Consider the following 21,580-nt stretch of genomic DNA (forward strand, 5'->3'; position numbering starts at 1 on the left):
GTGAGCAAATATAAGATTTAAACAACTAATAACACAATGAGGAGAAAAAATCATGGCAAATCATCCGATCAATATTTTAGTAACCTTTGATCAAAATTATGTGAGGCCCTTCCAAACAATGTTAACCTCTCTTGTGAGTAACAATCCAAGTGAGCAATTTACTGTTTGGTTACTTCACAGTGCTATTCCACTCGATGAGCTTGAAACATTAGATGAATTCTGTCAAAACCAATCTGTAACTTTTAAACCCATTAGCGTAGATCATAATATATTTGAAAATGCCCGAATTTCAAAACGATATCCCAAGGAAATATATTATCGATTATTGGCTCCCAAATTACTACCCGAGTCTGTTGAACGAATTCTTTATCTTGATCCAGATACTTTAGTTATTAACCCGATTCGTATGTTGTGGGAAATGGATTTAAAGGATAATTGTTTTTCAGCCTCATCCCATACAGGATTAACAAATATCGTTGGTGGGATAAACCGGATTCGATTACAGACCAAGCATGATTATTATAATACTGGGATCATACTTATGGATTTAAACAAAGCAAGAGCAATTGTTGAAGCAGATGAAATCTTTCAAACTGTTAGTAGACATGAAACAGAATTGATCTTGCCAGACCAAGATGTATTCAACTATCTGTATGGAGACTATACATTATCAATAGATGAGACCATCTGGAACTATGATACACGTTACTATGCTAATTATCTGTTAAGAAGTGGTGGTAAAGCTGATTTAAATTGGCTGATGAAAAATACTGCTATCCTTCATTATTGCGGGAAGAATAAACCATGGTCATCGTCGCGTCCCCTCTTAACTATTTTACAGTTCTCTATAAACATTATCAGCAAATTTCCTCAAGAATATTGCAAGGAATATCCGATGTATCATTATCTGAATTGTCATTTTAAATCTATTATGACTAAGATTAAGAGTATTATCAGCTTTTGGATAAAAAACAGCTCTTCTCCAACTAAGTCTGTCTGAATGGAAAACCTTAAGCTTCTGTATGCAAAAAAAGTAAACAGGCTGCCTGCTAATAGGCAGTCTGTTTACTTTTTATTGATTGGATAATGTTCCATAAAGTACACTAATGATTGAAGTTCAACGGATAAGTCGATGTGGTGAACTCGAACATCAGCAGGAACCGTAATACGGGCTGGCGTAAAGTTTAAAATTCCCTTTATCCCGACCTTCACTAAGGAATCTGTAATCGTCTGAGCAACAGATCCTGGCACTGTTAAAATAGCTGCTTCAATATCTGTTAAATCACTTGCAAGCTCATCAATAGGCTTAACCGTGACTTCACCAATTTGTTTGCCAACAAGGTCTGGATTAGAATCAAAAGCTTTAACAATCCTTGTATTGTTATTTTTGGTAAAATTATAATGTAAAAATGCTGTACCCAGATTACCAACCCCAATTAAAGCTACATCCGTTGCTTTGTCTTGGTTCAATGTCTTTCGAAAGAATTCCAATAAATAATCAACATTGTAGCCATAGCCCTTTCTCCCTAAGGCACCAAAATAGGAAAAGTCCCGTCTAATGGTTGCTGAATCGACTTTAACGGCCTCGCTTAACTCTTTTGATGATACTCTCATTTTCCCTTGGAAATGTAAATTGTTTAAAAAACGATAATATAAAGGTAACCGTTTTGCTGTTGCTTGTGGAATCTTATTCTGTGGTTCCATCATTCATTCTCCTTTATTTATAATTTCATGCTGATTGTGATTGTTGTAACACTAGTGTACCAAAATATTCAATCCATGTCTGTTTAACAACTAAACTTATTCTAAACTTAGCCTATACTTTACTTGCTAGACAGTCAAGTGATACGATAGACTAAGACAGATGAGGTGAACAAAAATGATTTTAATGCAAATCAATCAGTTAGTGAAACGTTTCGGAGCAGAAACGATCTTAGACAATATAAGGCTTGAAATTAAGACAGATGACCGCATCGCCATTGTCGGTCGAAATGGAGCGGGTAAATCAACTCTCCTTAAAATTATGGCTGGAATATTACCTTATGATGAAGGAGAAATTCATCGATCAAAAGACACCACAATCGGATATTTAGATCAGCATACAGGACTTGAAACAGAGGAAACAATCTGGAATGAAGTGCGCAGTGTGTTTCAATCATTGATTGAAGAAGAAAAAGCTTTGCGTGAGATGGAAGTAGAAATGGGAAATCCTGATTTAATTACTGACTCTACCCGATACCAACAACTATTAAATCAATATGATCAGCGTCAGGTTGCTTTTAAAGCTCGTGGAGGCTATCAATATGAATCAGATATTCAGACTGTTCTACATGGGCTTAACTTCTCCGATTATGACTTTAATACACCAATCCTTGAACTAAGTGGTGGTCAAAAAACTAGACTTGCTCTTGGGAAACTTTTACTTGCTAAACCCGATTTATTAATTTTAGATGAACCAACAAACCATTTAGACATTACAACTTTAACTTGGTTAGAACAATTTTTAATCAACTATCAAGGTGCTGTTGTGATTGTCTCACATGATCGCTATTTTCTTGATAAAACGGTTAATATCGTATATGAAATTTCTCATAAGCAATCTAAAAGATATTATGGCCATTATACTAAATATTTGGAACAAAAGGAATTAGACTATCAACGTGAACGTAAAGCATTTGATAAACAACAATCAGAGATCAAAAAGATGGAAGATTTTATCCAACGAAATTTAGTCCGGGCTTCTACTACAAAAAGAGCACAAAGTCGGCGAAAGCAACTTGAAAAAATGGAGCGACTTGATCGACCAAAAGGTGATGAAGCATCAGCTTCTTTTCATTTTGACATCAATCGTCGGAGTGGTAATGATGTATTAAAAATTAATGATTTAGCTTTTCGTTATCCTGGTGAAGACCAATTTGTTTTTTCACAATTAAACTTTCAAGTTAAGCGACAAGATCGAATTGCCCTGGTTGGACCTAATGGTGTTGGTAAAACAACTTTATTAAAAACGATTATCGGTACTTATCAGGCAATCCAAGGAGAAATTATCCACGGCACTAATGTAGAGATCGGTTACTACGATCAAGAGCAAGCTAAACTGCATTCCCGTAAAACGGCACTAATGGAAATATGGGATGACTATCCGCAAGTAAATGAACAAGAAATTCGAACAATATTAGGAAATTTCTTATTTACCGGTGATGATGTGCTAAATCCTGTTTCAACATTGAGCGGAGGAGAAAAGGCGCGATTAGCATTGGCTAAATTAATGATGCAAAAAGCCAATCTACTCATTTTAGATGAACCAACAAACCATTTAGATTTAGATAGTAAAGAAATACTTGAAGCTGCTTTAATTAATTATCCTGGCACAATTATTTTTGTTTCCCACGATCGATATTTCATTAATGAAATTGCAACCCAAGTCATTGAACAAAGTTATGATGGGGTTACAATCTATCTAGGTGATTATGATTATTATCTAACTAAAAAACAGGAAGCCGCTGAAATTGAAACGCTAAATCAACAAGAACAGACCAAAAAACAAAAGACTCCACTAACCAAAACAACCAAAACAAACTATCACGAAGAAAAACTAAAAAAACAACAAGCACGAAAACGTCTAAGAAAAATTGAACATATTGAGCAAAAGATTGAACAATTAGAAACAGCTATAGTAGAGAACGATAATTTGCTTCTTGATCCTGACATTTATCAAGATCATCAAAAAGCACTCGAATTAACGGAACAGAACCAACAGTTAAGTGAACAAATTGAAACATTAATGGAAGAATGGGAATCATTACAGGACTAAATTTATTAATAAAATAAACAAGAGCTTGCTTTTGAATCAAAATTAAGAATCAAAAAGCAGGCTCTTTCTTTACTTAAATATTAAGAATTATTATCCACAAGTAAAAGCTATAATTACCAGTTACAAACTGATTTATACACATTATCCACAGATGATCTTTAAGTTATCCACTGATTTTGTGCACAGTTCACTTGTTAGTTTGACTGATTTCGAAAAAATTACCCACATTTATGTGGGCAAGTTGTGCATAAATCTAATTATCTGTCTCCATAGATTTCTAAATCTAAAGCAGGATTGGCGTTCATCGCCCAATCTGTTTGTAGATCTTTTTGATAAGCAATCATTCCTGCTGCTCCAATCATTGCTGCATTATCTGTACAGAGCCAAAGTGGTGGAATCGACAACTTGATCGTTCCATCATCAAATTTGTCTTTTAAAGCGTTGCGTAAACCCCTATTTGCTGCCACGCCACCTGCGACAATCACATGTTCAACCTGATATTTTTTTGCGGCTTGATAAGTTTTTTCTACTAACACTTCAACAACGCTTGCTTGAAAACTAGCGGCTATATCCTCTTTCTTTAGTTCAATGCCTTTTTGTTTCGCATTGTGTAACGTATTAATAACAGCTGATTTTAATCCACTAAAACTAAAATCAAATGATCCTTCCTCTAACCAAGCACGTGGAAAGCTTAACGTATCTTCTCCTAATTGAGCAAGTTGATCGATCTCCGGTCCCCCTGGATAAGGTAAATCCATTGTACGTGCAACCTTATCATAAGCTTCTCCAGCTGCATCATCTCGAGTTTCACCGATGACTTCAAATTGTCCATGTTTACGCATTAAAATAAGTTCTGTATGACCACCAGAAACAACTAAAGCAAGCAATGGAAATGAAAAGTCCTCTTCCAATCGATTCGCATATATATGTCCAGCAATATGATGAACTCCAATCAATGGTTTTTGATGAGCAAAAGCCAAGGCTTTAGCTGTACTGACACCAACTAAAAGAGCACCTACTAATCCTGGTCCTTCTGTCACTGCAATAGCATCAATCTCATCAATTGACATCTTTGCCTGACTAAATACTTCTTCTAAAACAAGCGTGATTTGTTCGATATGGTGCCTTGAGGCGAGTTCTGGAACTACACCACCAAAACGCCTATGACTCTCTATTTGTGAAGCAACAACGTTTGAGATGATCTTTTGCCCATCTTGAATAATAGCAGCAGCTGTCTCATCACAACTCGTTTCAATGGCTAATATATATTTACTTTTATCTTTTTTCATAGTCTCACCCACATAACAATAGCATCTTCATTATTATCAGTATAATAATTCTTCCGTATTCCTGCTGGCTGTAAACCAAATTTTTGATAAAGACGTTGTGCTTGTTTATTTGACTTCCTCACTTCTAGTGATAAATTAACAGCGCCTTTAACGATAGCTCGTTTTAGCATATATTGAAATAGCAGTGCCCCATAACCTTGACCTCTATAGGCTGGGTCAATGGCAATGTTTGTTACTTGTGCCTCATCGAGCACCAACCAAATCCCACAAAAGCCAATCATATTTTTTTGCTTTTCAATCACAAAGTAATGAGCAAATTTATTTTCGATTAACTCTCTTTGATATAATTTTTTTGTCCAAATTGTTTTGAACGATCTTTTTTCAATATTTTCTACCTGGTCAAGATCACTCAGTCCCATCGGTCGAATCATCACATCATTCATCTTGTTTTCCCTCTTGCTCTGCCAACCAATTTGCTTCTGCTTCCACTAATCTCAAATAGCTTGGTACAAGCTCATGGACATTTTCTTCAGCTCGATCTTTACCTGTAATAGCAAGCAATCCTGGACGCGTCAAATTTAAACCCTCAGGCATAAAAATCGCATTTTCCCCTAGTTGATCAATTATTAAACTTTGGTATTGCGCCAAATCAGGACTAATAAAAATAATGTCTTCTTGCATTGCAGCTAATTGACCTAGCCATTCTGTCATTAAAATATTTTGATCAGCTTTCACAACTCGACCTTTCCCATCATATAAACCAGTGAAAACTAAGCCTCTACGTGCATCAAAAAAAGGACAAATCAATTGCTCTCTTCCTTGAGCTTGTAGCGATAAGGCTTCCAAGCTAGAGATACCAACAATCGGAATATTTAATGACCAAGCCATTGCCTTTGCAACTGATAATCCAATTCTCACACCTGTGTAAGATCCTGGTCCTTTGGCCACAACAATTCTATTCAAGTCAAGTGGCTTCACTTGGGCATTTTCCAACAGTTGATCAATTGCTGGCATCAAACGTGTTGAGTGTTTATTTTTATTAATTGAGATGTACTCTGCCATTATCTGTCCATTTTGATACAAAGCAACCCCTAAAGCATCATTTGATGTATCTATCGCTAAAACAGTCATCTCATTAACTCCTCACAAACAATTTCAAAAAAGGATCCTCTTGGTTTTAAGGTTATTAAACGCTCATTCCCATCTAATCTTTCAATCATAAGCTCTAAATGCTCTTCAGGTAAATAGGATTCAATAAACTGTGGCCATTCCACAACCGTAATTCCATCGTCATAAAAATACTCATCAAAACCAATATCTTCATCACTATCCTCAAGACGATAGGCATCAATATGATGGAGAACAAGCTCGCCTTGATAACTCTTTACAATCGTAAAGGTTGGGCTGTTAATTGTCCGTTTAACTCCAAGTCCTTCCCCGATTCCTTTAGTAAAAGTCGTCTTTCCTGCTCCAAGCTCTCCTATTAAAGTTACAACATCATTTGGACGTAATAATAAAGCTAGCTTCCTTGCTAGACGCTTTGTTTCCAATTCTGTTCTCAGTTTAATTGTTTTCATTTAACCACCCTAATTATGATGGACAAAACCACTTGATTCGAGTAATTTAGTCCCATCTTTCTTCGCTATAAAAACCTTCCCATTACTATTTTCATTTTTAACTATACCAATTTTTGTAACAGGTGTATTTGTTTTTGCTGCTATTTCTTTAACAAAGTTCCAATTAACTGGAGCAACTGATCCAACTAATTCAAAATCCTCGCCACCATTTAATATATAGTCAAGCTGCTTTGTACGTGAAAATTGTTTTAGCGCATCAGAAATAGGAAGTTTATTCTCCTCTAAATAAATGGTCAATTTTGATGCTTCAGCTAATTCATTTGCTTCATTAGCTATTCCATCACTAATATCATTCAAAGCCACTCGATCTAGTGGAGTTAATCCTTTAGCAAAAGCAACTCTAGGACTTGGGTAACGATGCCGATTTAGCAAAAAATCAGTATGCTCTATTTCATTATTTTTCTTTAATAAAAAATCCAGCCCAGCTGCAGAATCACCTAACGTACCTGTAACAAAAATATAATCACCCGGCCTCATTAAATTTCGATAGCGTGCTTTGTTATTGGGAACTATTCCGTTTATTGTAACAGATAATACAAGTTGCTTGCCAATGACTGTATCCCCACCAATTAAATCAAGTTGATACTCAAGAGCAATTGCATTTAATCCTCGGTAAATTTCCGTTAAATCATTGTCACTCCAATCCTTAGGTACAACAATTGAAATCATATATGAAATGGGATCTGCGCCCATCGCTGCCATATCACTTATATTGGCTGCTAAAACACGATAACCAATCTGAAATGGGTTCATTGTTTTCTTTGAAAAATGTATACCGTCAACAAATGTATCAACAGCAGTAACAATATCTTGATAAGGCTGACGAAATACAGCAGCGTCATCACCAATTCCTTTTATGATGGAATGGTTCCGATATGCTTTTTGTTTAATAGAATTAATAAAGTCAAATTCATTCATAGGCTTAAACATCCTTTCATCAACTATTCCTATCATAGCAAAAATTATCAATAATAGAAATTATGATCTAAACAAAGAGCAAATGCTTAAGATATTTTATTCTACTACTAATTAAACAACAAAAAAACTGTTTTTTCTAATCCATTCAAGAAAAGAAAAAACAGTTTGGTTTTAATAATTATGGCGGTCCGGACGGGACTCGAACCCGCGACCTCCTGCGTGACAGGCAGGCATTCTAACCAACTGAACTACCGGACCTATTATTTTTTATGTATTAGCTTTTTTTTAAAAAATAAATAGGTTACACTAAATCACTATTTTTATTTTTTTCTAACAAGCTTATTAATTCAATGTACAATGTGATAAGTAAAGGTTAAATTGGTTGCGGGGGCAGGATTTGAACCTACGGCCTCCGGGTTATGAGCCCGACGAGCTACCAGACTGCTCCACCCCGCGACGATAAAAAATAAACAAATATGCTCATGCATAATACTAGTAGAGACTGTTCGTCGTGTTGATAGTAATTTCGGTGAGGATTACACTCCTCACAAAGCCTACATTTGGTGTTTCTCAAGAAGTTTACGGCTTTGCTCCACCCCGCGACGATAAAAAGTACACTATTTAAATATTATGACTTAGCGACGTCCTACTCTCGCAGGGAAAACCCAACTACCATCGGCGCTGAAGAGCTTAACTGCTGTGTTCGGTATGGGAACAGGTGTGACCCCTTCGCTATTGTCACTAAATCAACGTATTCATTTGTTCAGGTCATACCCTGAAAACTAGATAAGAAACGCATCGGACAAGTCAAATCATATAATCCAGCTTCACTGACCCAGCAACGATGTTGCTAAACGGTCGGTTCAGCTTTTTAATTTAGTTAAGTCCTCGATCGATTAGTATTCGTCAGCTTCACATGTCACCATGCTTCTACCTCGAACCTATCTACCTCATCGTCTCTGAGGGATCTTACTCTAATGATGGGAAGTCTCATCTTGAGGGAGGCTTCATGCTTAGATGCTTTCAGCACTTATCCTTTCCATACGTAGCTACCCAGCCATGCTCCTGGCGGAACAACTGGTACACCAGCGGTATGTCCATCCCGGTCCTCTCGTACTAAGGACAGCTCCTCTCAAACTTCCAAACGCCCACGACGGATAGGGACCGAACTGTCTCACGACGTTCTGAACCCAGCTCGCGTACCGCTTTAATGGGCGAACAGCCCAACCCTTGGGACCGGCTACAGCCCCAGGATGCGATGAGCCGACATCGAGGTGCCAAACCTCCCCGTCGATGTGGACTCTTGGGGGAGATAAGCCTGTTATCCCCGGGGTAGCTTTTATCCGTTGAGCGACGGCCCTTCCATACGGCACCGCCGGATCACTAAGCCCGACTTTCGTCCCTGCTCGACTTGTTGGTCTCGCAGTCAAGCTCCCTTCTGCCTTTACACTCGTTGAATGATTTCCAACCATTCTGAGGGAACCTTTGGGCGCCTCCGTTACTTTTTGGGAGGCGACCGCCCCAGTCAAACTGCCTGCCTGACACTGTCTCCGAACCGGATCACGGTCCTGGGTTAGAAGGTCAACACCCTCAGGGTGGTATCCCACCGACGCCTCCACGTAAGCTAGCGCTCACGTTTCAACGGCTCCCACCTATCCTGTACAAAGGATGCCGACATTCCATATCAGGCTACAGTAAAGCTCCACGGGGTCTTTCCGTCCTGTCGCGGGTAATGCGCATTTTCACGCATAGTATAATTTCACCGGGTCTCTCGTTGAGACAGTGCCCAAGTCGTTGCACCTTTCGTGCGGGTCGGAACTTACCCGACAAGGAATTTCGCTACCTTAGGACCGTTATAGTTACGGCCGCCGTTCACTGGGGCTTCAGTTCAACGCTTCGCTGACGCTAACGCATCCCCTTAACCTTCCAGCACCGGGCAGGTGTCAGCCCCTATACTTCGCCTTTCGGCTTCGCAGAGACCTGTGTTTTTGCTAAACAGTCGCTTGGGCCTTTTCACTGCGGCTTCTCATGCAAGAAGCACCCCTTCTCCCGAAGTTACGGGGTCATTTTGCCGAGTTCCTTAACGAGAGTTCTCCCGCTCACCTTAGAATTCTCATCTCGCCTACCTGTGTCGGTTTGCGGTACAGGCACCTGTGTCCTGGCTAGAGGCTTTTCTTGGCAGTGTGAAATCGGGAACTTCAGTACTTGATTTCCTTCCCCATCACCACTGGTCATTAGGTCAGACGGATTTGCCTATCTGACTGACTCATGGCTTGGGCGCGCTCTTCCAATCGCGCGCTTTCCCTATCCTTCTGCGTCCCCCCCTTGCTCTTAACGGCCACGAGGTGGTACAGGACTATCCACCTGTTGTCCATCGCCTACGCCTGTCGGCCTCGGCTTAGGTCCTGACTAACCCTGAGTGGACGAGCCTTCCTCAGGAAACCTTAGGCTTTCGGTGAAGAAGATTCTCACTTCTTTTTCGCTACTCATACCGGCATTCTCACTTCTAAGCGCTCCACCAGTCCTCTCGGTCTGACTTCTCAGCCCTTACAACGCTCTCCTACCATTGTTCAACGAACAATCCGTAGCTTCGGTGATACGTTTAGCCCCGGTACATTTTCGGCGCAGCGTCACTCGACCAGTGAGCTATTACGCACTCTTTCAATGATGGCTGCTTCTAAGCCAACATCCTGGTTGTCTGGGCAACGCCACATCCTTTTCCACTTAACGTATACTTGGGGACCTTAGCTGACGGTCTGGGTTGTTTCCCTCTCGACTATGAACCTTATCACCCACAGTCTGACTCCCAAGGATATATCTCTGGCATTCGGAGTTTGACTGAATTCGGTAACCCGGTAAGGGCCCCTCGTTCAATCAGTGCTCTACCTCCAGAATACATGCCTTGAGGCTAGCCCTAAAGCTATTTCGGAGAGAACCAGCTATCTCCGTGTTCGATTGGCATTTCACCCCTACCCACACCTCATCCCCGCATTTTTCAACATACGTGGGTTCGGGCCTCCAGTCAGTGTTACCTGACCTTCACCCTGGACATGGGTAGATCACACGGTTTCGGGTCGACGACCCTTTACTCTAAACGCCCTATTCAGACTCGCTTTCGCTGCGGCTTCACCTTTTCCGGTTTAACCTTGCAAAGAATCGTCACTCGCCGGTCCATTCTACAAAAGGTACGCCGTCACCCATTAACGGGCTCCGACTACTTGTAGGCACACGGTTTCAGGTTCTCTTTCACTCCCCTCCCGGGGTGCTTTTCACCTTTCCCTCACGGTACTGGTTCACTATCGGTCACTAGGGAGTATTTAGCCTTGGGAGATGGTCCTCCCGGATTCCGACGGAATTTCTCGTGTTCCGCCGTACTCAGGATCCACATCGGAGAAAATCACTTTTCCACTACAGGGCTCTTACCTTGTCTCGCGGACCTTTCCAAGTCGCTTCGTGTAAATGATTTCTTTCTCACTCCATGTGATGTGTCCTACAACCCCAAGAAGCAAGCTTCTTGGTTTGGGCTCGTTCCGTTTCGCTCGCCGCTACTCAGGAAATCGCTTTTGCTTTCTCTTCCTCTGGGTACTGAGATGTTTCAGTTCCCCAGGTCTGCCGCATTTAACCTATGGATTCAGTTAAATGCTCTACTCCATAACGAGTAGAGGGTTCCCCCATTCGGATATTCCCGGATCTTTGCTTACGTACAGCTCCCCGAGACATTTCGGTGTTCGTCCCGTCCTTCTTCGGCTCCTAGTGCCAAGGCATCCACCGTGCGCCCTTTCTTACTTAACTAAGTTGCGTTTGCACGCTTTACAGTAAAAAAGACTTGTTCTTACTTGATTTGATGTCTTGTCATATTTCTTATCTAGTTTTCAAGGTACAATACTTGCTTGAGAGATTGATCTCTCAAAACTGAACCAAACAACACATGTGTTAAGTATCATCTAAACTCAAGTTAGATGTTCCTATTAATCAGTCTAGCTCTGATTTTCCTTAGAAAGGAGGTGATCCAGCCGCACCTTCCGATACGGCTACCTTGTTACGACTTCACCCCAATCATTGGCCCCACCTTCGGCGGCTGGCTCCCATAGGGTTACCTCACCGACTTCGGGTGTTGCTAACTCTCGTGGTGTGACGGGCGGTGTGTACAAGACCCGGGAACGTATTCACCGTGGCATGCTGATCCACGATTACTAGCGATTCCGGCTTCATGCAGGCGAGTTGCAGCCTGCAATCCGAACTGTGAAGGGTTTTCTGGGATTGGCTTCACCTCGCGGCTTCGCTGCCCTTTGTACCCTCCATTGTAGCACGTGTGTAGCCCAGGTCATAAGGGGCATGATGATTTGACGTCATCCCAACCTTCCTCCGGTTTGTCACCGGCAGTCATCTTAGAGTGCCCAACTGAATGCTGGCAACTAAGGTTAAGGGTTGCGCTCGTTGCGGGACTTAACCCAACATCTCACGACACGAGCTGACGACAACCATGCACCACCTGTCACTTATGTCCCCGAAGGGAAAGCTTTATCTCTAAAGCGGTCATAAGGATGTCAAGACCTGGTAAGGTTCTTCGCGTTGCTTCGAATTAAACCACATGCTCCACCGCTTGTGCGGGTCCCCGTCAATTCTTTTGAGTTTCAGCCTTGCGGCCGTACTCCCCAGGCGGAGTGCTTAATGCGTTAACGCCAGCACTAAGGGGCGGAAACCCCCTAACACCTAGCACTCATCGTTTACGGCGTGGACTACCAGGGTATCTAATCCTGTTCGCTCCCCACGCTTTCGCACCTCAGCGTCAGTTACAGACCAGAGAGTCGCCTTCGCCACTGGTGTTCCTCCACATCTCTACGCATTTCACCGCTACACGTGGAATTCCACTCTCCTCTTCTGTCCTCAAGTTCTCCAGTTTCCAATGACCGCTTACGGTTGAGCCGCAAGATTTCACATCAGACTTAAAAAACCGCCTGCGCGCGCTTTACGCCCAATAATTCCGGACAACGCTTGCCCCCTACGTATTACCGCGGCTGCTGGCACGTAGTTAGCCGGGGCTTTCTCGTTAGGTACCGTCAAGGTACGAGCAGTGACTCTCCTACTTGTTCTTCCCTAACAACAGAACTTTACGATCCGAAAACCTTCTTCGTTCACGCGGCGTTGCTCCGTCAGACTTTCGTCCATTGCGGAAGATTCCCTACTGCTGCCTCCCGTAGGAGTCTGGGCCGTGTCTCAGTCCCAGTGTGGCCGATCACCCTCTCAGGTCGGCTACGCATCGTTGCCTTGGTGAGCTGTTATCTCACCAACTAGCTAATGCGCCGCGGGCCCATCTATCAGTGACAGCTTTAAGCCGCCTTTTATCCTCTCATTAGGTAATCAGAGGTCTTATCCGGTATTAGCTCGCGTTTCCGCGAGTTATCCCCGTCTCATAGGTAGGTTGCCCACGTGTTACTCACCCGTCCGCCGCTCGTTCCACCCTTTATCACTCCGAAGAGATCGAAAGGGTTTCACGCGCTCGACTTGCATGTATTAGGCACGCCGCCAGCGTTCATCCTGAGCCAAGATCAAACTCTCAATAATATTGAATGAGCATCTCTTCTACTCTGTTTTGAAGCACTAGCTTCTTCTTACTTCTTTACTTAACTTAATGGTTGTTTGGATTCAGTTTTCAAAGATCAATGGTGGGCCTAAGTGGACTCGAACCACCGACCTCACGCTTATCAGGCGTGCGCTCTAACCAGCTGAGCTATAGGCCCTTTATTTTTTGGAGCGGGTGAAGAGAATCGAACTCTCGTCATCAGCTTGGAAGGCTGAGGTTTTACCACTAAACTACACCCGCATATTAATTGAACATCCTTCTATAATTCTCTTAAAAAGTCAATGGCGCGCCCGAGAGGAGTTGAACCCCTAACCTCTTGATCCGTAGTCAAGCACTCTATCCAATTGAGCTACGGGCGCCATAAGCAACGTCTTTAAATATACCATATATTCATTTATCTTGTCAACAATTTTTTTGCGATTAAATGCGGTCGAGAGGACTTGAACCTCCACCGAGAAAACCCCGACTAGGCCCTCAACCTAGCGCGTCTGCCATTCCGCCACGACCGCGTTATTCCCTTATTAGAAAAACTTAACTTATAACCAGAACTTTGCAGTGAGATGAGTAATCGCATTTCTGATAATATAAAAAATGGTGAGCCATGAAGGATTCGAACCTTCGACCCTCTGATTAAAAGTCAGATGCTCTGCCAACTGAGCTAATGGCTCTTGTTATAAAGTATTTCTATTGATCAACTGAAGGTTTAGTTTGTTGACCCCTGCATCTTCCAGCTTATTCTTTAGATGTATATGCTTCGGGGTTACTCGTTGTTTATTCGGCAGATGTTGTTGCTCGTTGCTCTGCCAACTGGGCTAATGGCTCTTATTAATAAGTGATTCTATTGGTTAATTGAAAGTTTAGCCCGCTGAGTCCCAAGTTATTAAATTCGCCACTTGTTTCCTGTCATTTATCTGAATGATTCTTTTCTTCAGTAGAAAACCCTTTAAAACATTTTGTTTTAAGGGTATCTTATCAAAGTTCAAGTTATAATAAGAAATGGCTGGGCTAGCTGGATTCGAACCAGCGAATGACGGTACCAAAAACCGTTGCCTTACCGCTTGGCTATAGCCCAATATATATTTGATGGCGGTCCGGACGGGACTCGAACCCGCGACCTCCTGCGTGACAGGCAGGCATTCTAACCAGCTGAACTACCGGACCTAATATAGTGAATGGTGACCCGTACGGGATTCGAACCCGTGTTACCGCCGTGAAAGGGCGGTGTCTTAACCGCTTGACCAACGGGCCATATTTGAGCAAAAAAAATGGCGGAGAAGGAGGGATTTGAACCCTCGCGCCGCTTACGCGACCTACACCCTTAGCAGGGGCGCCTCTTCAGCCTCTTGAGTACTTCTCCATGGCTCCACAGGTAGGATTCGAACCTACGACCGATCGGTTAACAGCCGATTGCTCTACCACTGAGCTACTGTGGAATAATAACGACATTTATATTAGCGACGTTAAAAACTATACTATATATTTTTTTTGCTGTCAACTAAATTTAAAGCATTATTTTAATAAAGAACGAAAAAACTCATATATACAGTTTACTCGTTTTCATACTGTTAGGTCAAGAGCTCTATTGATTTTTTTAATTAACAGGACTGATTTTTCCTTTGCAACGTCCACAACTGTATTTCTTAATATTTACTTTTCTTTTTCTTTTATACAATTGACCACAAGATAGGCATCTATATTTATAAAAAAAGGATGTTTTATTCTTTTCCGAAGGCAAAGGTTGACAGTATCGAGGTGAATTTGTTTCGCTTAATAGTTTTTTAAACGTACTATCACCATGCCCAAAAGCTTTCCCTTCTATATGAAGATGATAGTGGCAGAGTTCATGTTTAATAATTCCTATTGTTTCTTCCATTCCAAGTTCATCTATGTACTTAGGATTGATTTCAATTCTCCTTTTACCAGGTAAATATCGCCCACCAGTTGTACGTAGTCGAGAATTAAAAACAGCCTCATTTACAAATGGTTTGTTAAAAAATTGTTTGGATATATCACTGACCAGTTGTTGTAATTGTCTATCATTCATGATGGCATATTCCTTATTTTTAAAAATAAAACACTCAATCGACTTATAAATATTAAAGCTTGTCCTTTACTTGTACACGGATATGCTTGCTTCAACATTCCCACACAACGTAAGGCCATTCCTTTAAATAACTAGTTTTTCTTATACTTAGACTCTCTTTCGTCAAACAGCTTCTTTATGATTAGTCAAAAATTATTAGCCGAACCAATGAGCTGAGCTTTTTAACGCTATGAATAATTAGCCACTTTCCTTAGTACATTATTCAGTACAAAAATATTGATGTAAGTCGTTGAGATTTTAGTTGCAATAACTCACCTATCGAAAGCAGTTACTAGAATTTTATACTTTCATAACATATAAATCAAGCCCATAACGCTCAACATTATGGGCTTGTTTCCTTTACTGGACATGCGTTCCAGTTTGTTCAGAAAAGATATTCTCGACATTATCCAGTGAAGTAATAATTGTTGTATTATTTTTCTCTGAATGTTCAACAAATTCTATTGCCGCTTCAACTTTAGGAAGCATACTACCTGGTGCAAATTGATTTTCTTTAATATATTGTTTCAATTCTTCTACAGTTACATGCGTTAGTTTCTTTTGATTAGGTTGGTTGTAATTAACAAAAACATGGTCGACCGCTGTTAAAATAATAAAGACATCCGCATCAATTAACTCTGCTAATTTCTCCGAAGCTAAATCTTTATCAATTACCGCCTCGACTCCTTCTGTCTGATCATTATCCATTGTAACAGGTATACCTCCACCACCTGCCGCAACCGTAACAACTCCAGAATCGACTAACTTATTAATGAGAGATGCTTCACTAATACTAATCGGTTTGGGTGAAGGGACAACTTTTCTCCAACCCCTTCCTGAATCTTCTATATAAGTGTCACCACTACTTTGTTGATCTTTCTCTTCTTCGCTTAGAAAAGGGCCAATTGGTTTTGTTGGATTGGTAAATGCAGGATCTTCCTTACTAACCACTGCTTGTGTTAATAACGTGGCCACTTCCTTCTCTATTCCCCTTTTCTTTAAGGCGTCTCTCATTGCTTGCTGGAGCCAATAGCCAATACTACCTTGTGTCATAGCTACACACGTGTCTAATGGAAGGGCTGGATTGTCTGGTGAGTCAGCAGCCATTTGTTGTAAAAGTAAATTTCCAACTTGTGGTCCGTTCCCGTGAGAAATAATTAATTCATTACCTTGTTCAATTAAAGGGACCAATCGTTCTGCCGTCTGTTTCAATGCAACTTGTTGTGATTCTGCACTGGCATCATCCGATAAAATCGCATTTCCCCCTAATGCTACAACTATCTTCTTTGTCATACTTTCACCTCATTAGTTAATATATAGTCAAGTCCACATAAGAAGCCGATTAGTAAATCAAACCCCGATGTGTGACCATAACTGACAAATTTATCAATTATGTGCTCCAGATCTATTAGATCATGTGTAAAAAGAATTTGTTCTAAATAGAAAGCTTGTTCACTTACAAAACCCTCTATTAAAGTAATTAAGTAGTAATAACTTACCTCAGTTGTCCTTATTTGCTTTAATTCAGCTTGAAGTACAGTTAATAAATCTTCTGCATGATGACATAACAGCCGTACAAGTGTATAGCCATATAGAATGTCATCTCCCGTTGGAGTCAGTCCAATACCTCTTCCGAGTAAATAACGAACTTGTAAGACAAGTTGTTCAATGTGATCGTATTTTGTTAAGCCGGCTAACACAAATGGATCTATATTGGATTGAATGAGACCGGAGCCTTCATTTATCCTTGCTTCAAACTTATTTAAAGTCAGTCGGCTGTGTTGTAGCTCTTCTACAGATATCTGCTTATTTTTATCTAACTTTAAATTTTTTTCATTAAATAATTGGAGTTCGAGTCCAATGAATCCTATTTCAGTATAAATCATTAATTGATTTTGTTTTAATCTAACACGATCTTTCGGTTGAACGGCCTCAATTATTCGGTGACAATCCAGCTCATTAATTTGTATGCCATATGATGATAAGGGTTGCTTAAAGCTACCAATGTGAATGAGTTGCTCACCGATTTTAATATTTAAACTGTGTTTAAATACTTGTTTGACATAACCTACAGCTAATTTTTGTCTGAAAAAAAGGGACAAAAAATTGCTTTTCGTCCCATTTAGTATGCTTAGTAACATTAATCGATATCTAGTCCGATCGATTCGGCATATGCGACAAGTGCTTTCTCGAAACAGGCAAGTGGGGCACGGACTGTCCCTGCTCCAACCTGACCAACTCCAGCTTGTTTATGAGCAATACCTGTATTAATAATCGGTGTAATACCTGTTTCAACAACTTTCCTAATATCGATTCCTAGTGGGGCACCCTTAAAGTCCCAAGTAGGGATACTATAATTTGGATTGTGCTCGACATATATTTGCATCATTTCATCACTTGTCTCCAAAGCGTCCTCAAAGCCTCCTGCGCCTACAAAGCGAGTTACTCCAGGAGCTGCAATCATAGCAACCCCACCAACACCAATCGTTTCAGTGATCGCACTATCGCCGATATCCGGGTTACCATCTTCCTCAGTAAAGCCAGTAAAATACAAGCCTCTTGGTAAATTAACAGGAGCTGTAAACCACTGATCACCTAACCCACTGACTCGGATACCAAAATCCTTACCGTTTCTTGTTAACGTAGTGACAATCGTTCCTTCTTCCACTCGACGCGCTCCATCAACTGTTGCTTTACCACTTGCCATCATGACATTTAGGAAAAATTGATCTGTGTCCGCCAAAAATTGGACAACTTCTTCTTTAATTGATAAATCAACACCATCTAATGCTAGAATTCCTGGTGCCACTTCTTTTAGGAATAGCAAACTTGCTGCAATGTTTCGCTGGTGAAACTCATCTCCCATTGTGATTGCTTTAGCTACAATAACATTTAGGTTAATTCCGTCATCCATTTCTTTAATTGTTTGGCTTAACGTTGGTCCTAACACATTCTTCATCCATTTGAGTCGGTCAACAACTTCTTGAGAATAAGCACCAAATCGAAGCACTTTCCCAATGCCTTCATTCATCGTACAATAAGCACGATTACCATTCTCTCTATTTTCAACGACTAGTACAGGCATATTCTTAGAAGTAATCCCGCCCATCGGGCCAACAGCATTTACATGGTGACAAGGGATAAAGGTAATCTCACCTTTTTCTAGCATAGCTGTCACTTCTTCTTCAGTATCCGCCCAACCTTCAAATAATGCGGCACCCATACAAGATCCTTGCATCGGACCTGTCATCTCCTCATAGCGAATCGGTGGTCCTGCATGTAAGAGAACTTTGTCATTTAACTCAGGTATAACGGTGTGAGCTGGAACCACATCTACCAAAAAGGGCTCTGCACCTTTTAATTTTTCAATCACACGCTGATTTTGCACGTTGATTTCATCCATTTGGCTGAGCTGATCAAGAATTTTGATTAACTTAGGATCACCACCAGCTATCGGTTTCCAATTAAATTGAACCGAAGAACCGCCATGATCTTCGACAACTTGACCAAAACTTTCTAAACCAACATTGATAATACTTGGCTTTTTATTTAATAGTAATTGTATATCTTCACTCACTTCAGGTAAAGTTATTTTTTCGGACTTGTAATCATCTCTGTATTTATCTTTTTCATGCCAATCATAGCCAATAAATTGAAGGGCTAAATCAATCGCTTGAGCATTGCTTTCTTTAACAAAAACACCCATATTCTCTAAAGTTTGAACAGCCTCATTATAGTCTTGTGGATCTTGGTTTGTCCCGCAAACCGTGGCAACAAATTTAAGGTCCCGCTTATTTTCTTCAGCTATTTGTTTGGCCTCTTCAATTACAGGTTTTAGGGCTCCAGCCATATCTGGATGAGAACCATAACCTAACACAACATCAAAAAGAATGACACCTGTTTGTTCATCATTAGCACTCTCGATGATTTTTTCTTTTCGAATCGCTGGGTCAATCATTGGATGTGGTTTCCCTTGTGTATATAAATCATCCCCTAAATCAACTACTTCATTTCCTTCTGCTTTTAACACATAGCCTTCTTCTTTAATTAATCCGCCTGTATCTAACGCTTCAGAGATGAGCATACCCGCTTCAGAGGCTAACGTTCCTCCCGAATACAAACCTTTAATCGTCTTGTTTCCAGCTAATGCTTGTTGTGAGAATTCTGCTTTTTGTTGGTAATTGGCTTTGACCTCTTTTCCATTTGCCAAATCAACAGCTATTCTTGCTGTTTCTTCTAATGTGTGAGCAAGATATACATCACCCTCATGTTGGGTTGGATTCTCACCAACAAAGATAGCAACAACTGGTTTATCAATACTATGCAAATGCTCAACAACTTGATCTCGCACTTCTTTTGCTGGTGGCTTTGAAATAACAACAAGCACATCGGTTGGATCATGGACTGCTAAGCCTGCCAGGGCATCAAGCATGGTAATCGCACCAACCTCTTCCGACAAATCACGACCGCCTGTCCCAATGGCATGACTAACGCCACCTCCGAGACGATCAATAATCGTTGTCACTTCTTGAATACCTGTCCCCGCAGCAGCCACTACTCCAATATTTCCTGGTTTAATAACATTAGTAAATGCCATTGGCGTATTTGAAATAATACCAGTCCCTGAATCAGGTCCCATTAAAAGCAGTCCCTTTTCATGAGCCTTTTTCTTCAATCTAACTTCATCTTCAAGGGATACGTTATCACTAAATACAAATGCATGAAGTCCCTCATCAATAGCCCGTTCAATTTCTTTAGCTGCGTACTCACCAGGAATAGAAATTAATGCTACATTCGCATCTGCTTGGGCTGCTAAACCATCCTTCCAATTATTGACCTCTTTAACATCCTTTGAATCTTTTTTGACTGATAAATCACTTAAAAATGTGTCGACTTCTTCTAACACCTGTTCGACAACCGACTCGTCTTCTGTTTCAAGTGCAATAATAATATCGTTACCCGTTGCAGCGTCTGCCTCTTCGTTAAAAAGTGAAGCCTCTTTCAAAATATCTTTGTTTGCAGGGGTTCCCATCATCACTTGCGCTTTCTCAACACCCTCAATTTCACTAACTGAATTTGTTAGAAGCATGAGGTTAATAGAATCTTGATAACTATTCTTTTTTATTTCACAGTAGAGCACTTATAACGCCTCCAAGTATTAGATTTAATACATTTATTATAAAAGCTTTGGAAAACGGATACATCTACGTCAATAGATAAAGTTAACTACGGTTTTTTTCCTTAACGGATAAAAAAGTAAGCTTAGATCTTTTTTGCTATACAAAAGCCAATCAATTATGCTAACTTAAATAATAATTCTCTATTAAGGAGCCTCTCAAAGATGAAAGAAGTATTTACCTATACAACTAATGAATCACTCAATTTAAACATTAGCTTCTATAAAAGCAAGTGCAGTACTGCTAGCCAAACGATTATTTATTTACACGGAGGTGGATTGATCTATGGTAATCGTGATGATCTGCCGAAAGAATATATTGAGCAATTTTTGGCTAATGGTTTTCATGTCATAACCGTTGATTACCCACTGGCGCCAGAATCAAAACTCCCTACAATTATCCATTATCTAAGGCAATCAATTGATTGGTTTTTGACCCACTATCGCGACTTATTAAGGATCTCATCACAAAGATACATCTTATTCGGACGTTCAGCAGGTGCTTATTTAGCTCTATTACTTACAGCGAAGGAAACCTTAATCCAACCAGACAAACTGATTTTGTTCTATGGCTATCATCTACTGAATACACAAGCCTTTACAACGCCAAGTCAATATTATAATCAGTTCAAGGAAGTACCAAAATCAGTCATTTCACGCATGATTACAAATAAAATGTTAGTGGATGGACCTATTCAAAAGCGCTTTTTAATCTATCTATATGCCCGTCAAACCGGACAATGGCTAGACTTTCTAATTGATCCAAGCCATCAAATCTCTGAGTTTGAACTCACTGAAAAAGATTTGCAGCAACTACCAGAAACCTTTATTGCCCAGAGTAAACAAGATCAGGATGTGCCTTATTCCTTTGCGAAAACACTAAATGCACATATTTCTAAAAACAGATTATACACACTAGAATACGGTGAGCATGACTTTGACAGAATTCCTCACCATCACTCTGCAAAAACCGCTTATAATCAGTTAATCGATTGGTTAACAAAATAACAACACTCTGAATGAAAAATAAGCGCTGCCTAAATTTTCTAGGCAGTGCTTATTTTGAAACAAATAACATC

General features: G+C 40.4%; 13 protein-coding genes, 12 tRNA genes, 3 rRNA genes and 1 pseudogene. 3 read left to right on the forward strand and 26 right to left on the reverse strand.

Annotated features, from left to right (window positions below; genetic code table 11):
- The first annotated feature begins 52 nt into the window (after nucleotides 1-52).
- Complete coding sequence (locus ACS127_RS01820) at nucleotides 53-1,000, forward strand: glycosyltransferase family 8 protein (RefSeq protein WP_440896777.1); 948 nt, start codon at nucleotides 53-55, stop codon at nucleotides 998-1,000.
- Between the two features lie 65 nt (nucleotides 1,001-1,065).
- Here ACS127_RS01820 and ACS127_RS01825 read toward each other — a convergent pair whose 3' ends face one another.
- Nucleotides 1,066-1,707 carry a redox-sensing transcriptional repressor Rex gene (locus tag ACS127_RS01825; RefSeq protein WP_440896778.1) on the reverse strand — a complete coding sequence of 214 codons (642 nt, stop codon included), beginning with the start codon at nucleotides 1,705-1,707 and terminating at the stop codon, nucleotides 1,066-1,068.
- 172 nt (nucleotides 1,708-1,879) lie between these two features.
- Here ACS127_RS01825 and ACS127_RS01830 point away from each other — a divergent pair, with 172 nt between their 5' ends.
- Entirely contained in the window at nucleotides 1,880-3,814 is a 1,935-nt protein-coding gene (locus ACS127_RS01830; protein WP_440896779.1) for an ABC-F family ATP-binding cassette domain-containing protein, read from the forward strand.
- A gap of 257 nt (nucleotides 3,815-4,071) precedes the next feature.
- On the opposite strand, the gene tsaD is transcribed toward ACS127_RS01830, so the two are convergent.
- The 25 genes and pseudogenes from tsaD to fdrA form a co-directional block, all read right to left on the reverse strand.
- A complete protein-coding gene (gene tsaD / locus ACS127_RS01835) occupies nucleotides 4,072-5,103 on the reverse strand; it encodes a tRNA (adenosine(37)-N6)-threonylcarbamoyltransferase complex transferase subunit TsaD (protein WP_440896780.1) in 1,032 nt (343 codons plus the stop codon).
- Nucleotides 5,100-5,546 carry a ribosomal protein S18-alanine N-acetyltransferase gene (rimI, locus tag ACS127_RS01840; RefSeq protein WP_440896781.1) on the reverse strand — a complete coding sequence of 149 codons (447 nt, stop codon included), beginning with the start codon at nucleotides 5,544-5,546 and terminating at the stop codon, nucleotides 5,100-5,102. Before rimI ends, tsaD begins: the two co-directional genes overlap by 4 nt.
- The gene (gene tsaB, locus ACS127_RS01845; protein ID WP_440896782.1) at nucleotides 5,539-6,234 is read right to left on the reverse strand and encodes a tRNA (adenosine(37)-N6)-threonylcarbamoyltransferase complex dimerization subunit type 1 TsaB; all 696 of its coding nucleotides are present in this window, start codon (nucleotides 6,232-6,234) and stop codon (nucleotides 5,539-5,541) included. Before tsaB ends, rimI begins: the two co-directional genes overlap by 8 nt.
- A complete protein-coding gene (gene tsaE, locus ACS127_RS01850) occupies nucleotides 6,231-6,680 on the reverse strand; it encodes a tRNA (adenosine(37)-N6)-threonylcarbamoyltransferase complex ATPase subunit type 1 TsaE (protein WP_440896783.1) in 450 nt (149 codons plus the stop codon). The genes tsaB and tsaE overlap by 4 nt, the downstream gene beginning before the upstream one ends.
- Nucleotides 6,681-6,689: 9 nt before the next feature.
- Nucleotides 6,690-7,658, reverse strand: coding sequence for a thiamine-phosphate kinase (gene thiL, locus ACS127_RS01855; RefSeq protein WP_440896784.1), 969 nt, complete (start codon nucleotides 7,656-7,658; stop codon nucleotides 6,690-6,692).
- Between the two features lie 181 nt (nucleotides 7,659-7,839).
- Nucleotides 7,840-7,916: transfer RNA gene (locus tag ACS127_RS01860), tRNA-Asp, on the reverse strand.
- 121 nt (nucleotides 7,917-8,037) lie between these two features.
- A tRNA-Met gene (locus ACS127_RS01865) sits at nucleotides 8,038-8,114 on the reverse strand.
- 177 nt (nucleotides 8,115-8,291) lie between these two features.
- A 5S ribosomal RNA gene (gene rrf, locus ACS127_RS01870) occupies nucleotides 8,292-8,404 on the reverse strand.
- A gap of 130 nt (nucleotides 8,405-8,534) precedes the next feature.
- Nucleotides 8,535-11,450: ribosomal RNA gene (locus ACS127_RS01875) — 23S ribosomal RNA — on the reverse strand.
- A 205-nt stretch (nucleotides 11,451-11,655) separates the two neighbouring features.
- Nucleotides 11,656-13,223 (reverse strand): 16S ribosomal RNA (locus tag ACS127_RS01880).
- The 16S, 23S and 5S rRNA genes sit together here with 12 tRNA genes alongside, the layout of an rRNA operon.
- A 99-nt stretch (nucleotides 13,224-13,322) precedes the next feature.
- Nucleotides 13,323-13,399: transfer RNA gene (locus tag ACS127_RS01885), tRNA-Ile, on the reverse strand.
- 9 nt (nucleotides 13,400-13,408) lie between these two features.
- A tRNA-Gly gene (locus ACS127_RS01890) sits at nucleotides 13,409-13,482 on the reverse strand.
- A gap of 42 nt (nucleotides 13,483-13,524) precedes the next feature.
- Nucleotides 13,525-13,601 (reverse strand) — tRNA-Arg (locus tag ACS127_RS01895).
- Between the two features lie 66 nt (nucleotides 13,602-13,667).
- A tRNA-Leu gene (locus tag ACS127_RS01900) sits at nucleotides 13,668-13,751 on the reverse strand.
- Nucleotides 13,752-13,834: 83 nt separating this feature from the next.
- Nucleotides 13,835-13,910: transfer RNA gene (locus ACS127_RS01905), tRNA-Lys, on the reverse strand.
- A 329-nt stretch (nucleotides 13,911-14,239) separates the two neighbouring features.
- Nucleotides 14,240-14,314, reverse strand: a tRNA-Gln gene (locus tag ACS127_RS01910).
- Between the two features lie 12 nt (nucleotides 14,315-14,326).
- Nucleotides 14,327-14,403: transfer RNA gene (locus ACS127_RS01915), tRNA-Asp, on the reverse strand.
- A 12-nt stretch (nucleotides 14,404-14,415) separates the two neighbouring features.
- A tRNA-Glu gene (locus tag ACS127_RS01920) sits at nucleotides 14,416-14,490 on the reverse strand.
- A gap of 18 nt (nucleotides 14,491-14,508) precedes the next feature.
- Nucleotides 14,509-14,599, reverse strand: a tRNA-Ser gene (locus tag ACS127_RS01925).
- A gap of 1 nt (nucleotide 14,600) precedes the next feature.
- Nucleotides 14,601-14,675 (reverse strand) — tRNA-Asn (locus ACS127_RS01930).
- Nucleotides 14,676-14,833: 158 nt separating this feature from the next.
- Nucleotides 14,834-15,286, reverse strand: coding sequence for a SprT family protein (locus tag ACS127_RS01935; RefSeq protein ID WP_440896785.1), 453 nt, complete (start codon nucleotides 15,284-15,286; stop codon nucleotides 14,834-14,836).
- Nucleotides 15,287-15,685: 399 nt separating this feature from the next.
- Nucleotides 15,686-16,618, reverse strand: coding sequence for a carbamate kinase (gene arcC / locus ACS127_RS01940; RefSeq protein WP_440896786.1), 933 nt, complete (start codon nucleotides 16,616-16,618; stop codon nucleotides 15,686-15,688).
- Nucleotides 16,615-17,466: an oxamate carbamoyltransferase subunit AllH family protein gene (locus ACS127_RS01945; protein WP_440896787.1), complete on the reverse strand. Its 852-nt coding sequence runs from the start codon at nucleotides 17,464-17,466 to the stop codon at nucleotides 16,615-16,617. Before ACS127_RS01945 ends, arcC begins: the two co-directional genes overlap by 4 nt.
- Nucleotides 17,466-18,728, reverse strand: a complete 1,263-nt coding sequence (locus tag ACS127_RS01950) for a DUF1116 domain-containing protein (RefSeq protein WP_440898055.1) — start codon at nucleotides 18,726-18,728, stop codon at nucleotides 17,466-17,468. The genes ACS127_RS01945 and ACS127_RS01950 overlap by 1 nt, the downstream gene beginning before the upstream one ends.
- A gap of 18 nt (nucleotides 18,729-18,746) precedes the next feature.
- Nucleotides 18,747-20,465, reverse strand: a pseudogene (gene fdrA, locus ACS127_RS01955) (acyl-CoA synthetase FdrA); the annotation flags it as partial.
- Between the two features lie 201 nt (nucleotides 20,466-20,666).
- On the opposite strand from fdrA, the gene ACS127_RS01960 reads away from it, so the two are divergent.
- The gene (locus tag ACS127_RS01960) at nucleotides 20,667-21,509 is read left to right on the forward strand and encodes an alpha/beta hydrolase (RefSeq protein ID WP_440896788.1); all 843 of its coding nucleotides are present in this window, start codon (nucleotides 20,667-20,669) and stop codon (nucleotides 21,507-21,509) included.
- Nucleotides 21,510-21,580: the final 71 nt, after the last annotated feature.

The sequence above is a fragment of the Amphibacillus sp. Q70 genome, from assembly GCF_052055485.1.
In the GTDB taxonomy this organism is placed as follows: domain Bacteria; phylum Bacillota; class Bacilli; order Bacillales; family Amphibacillaceae; genus Amphibacillus.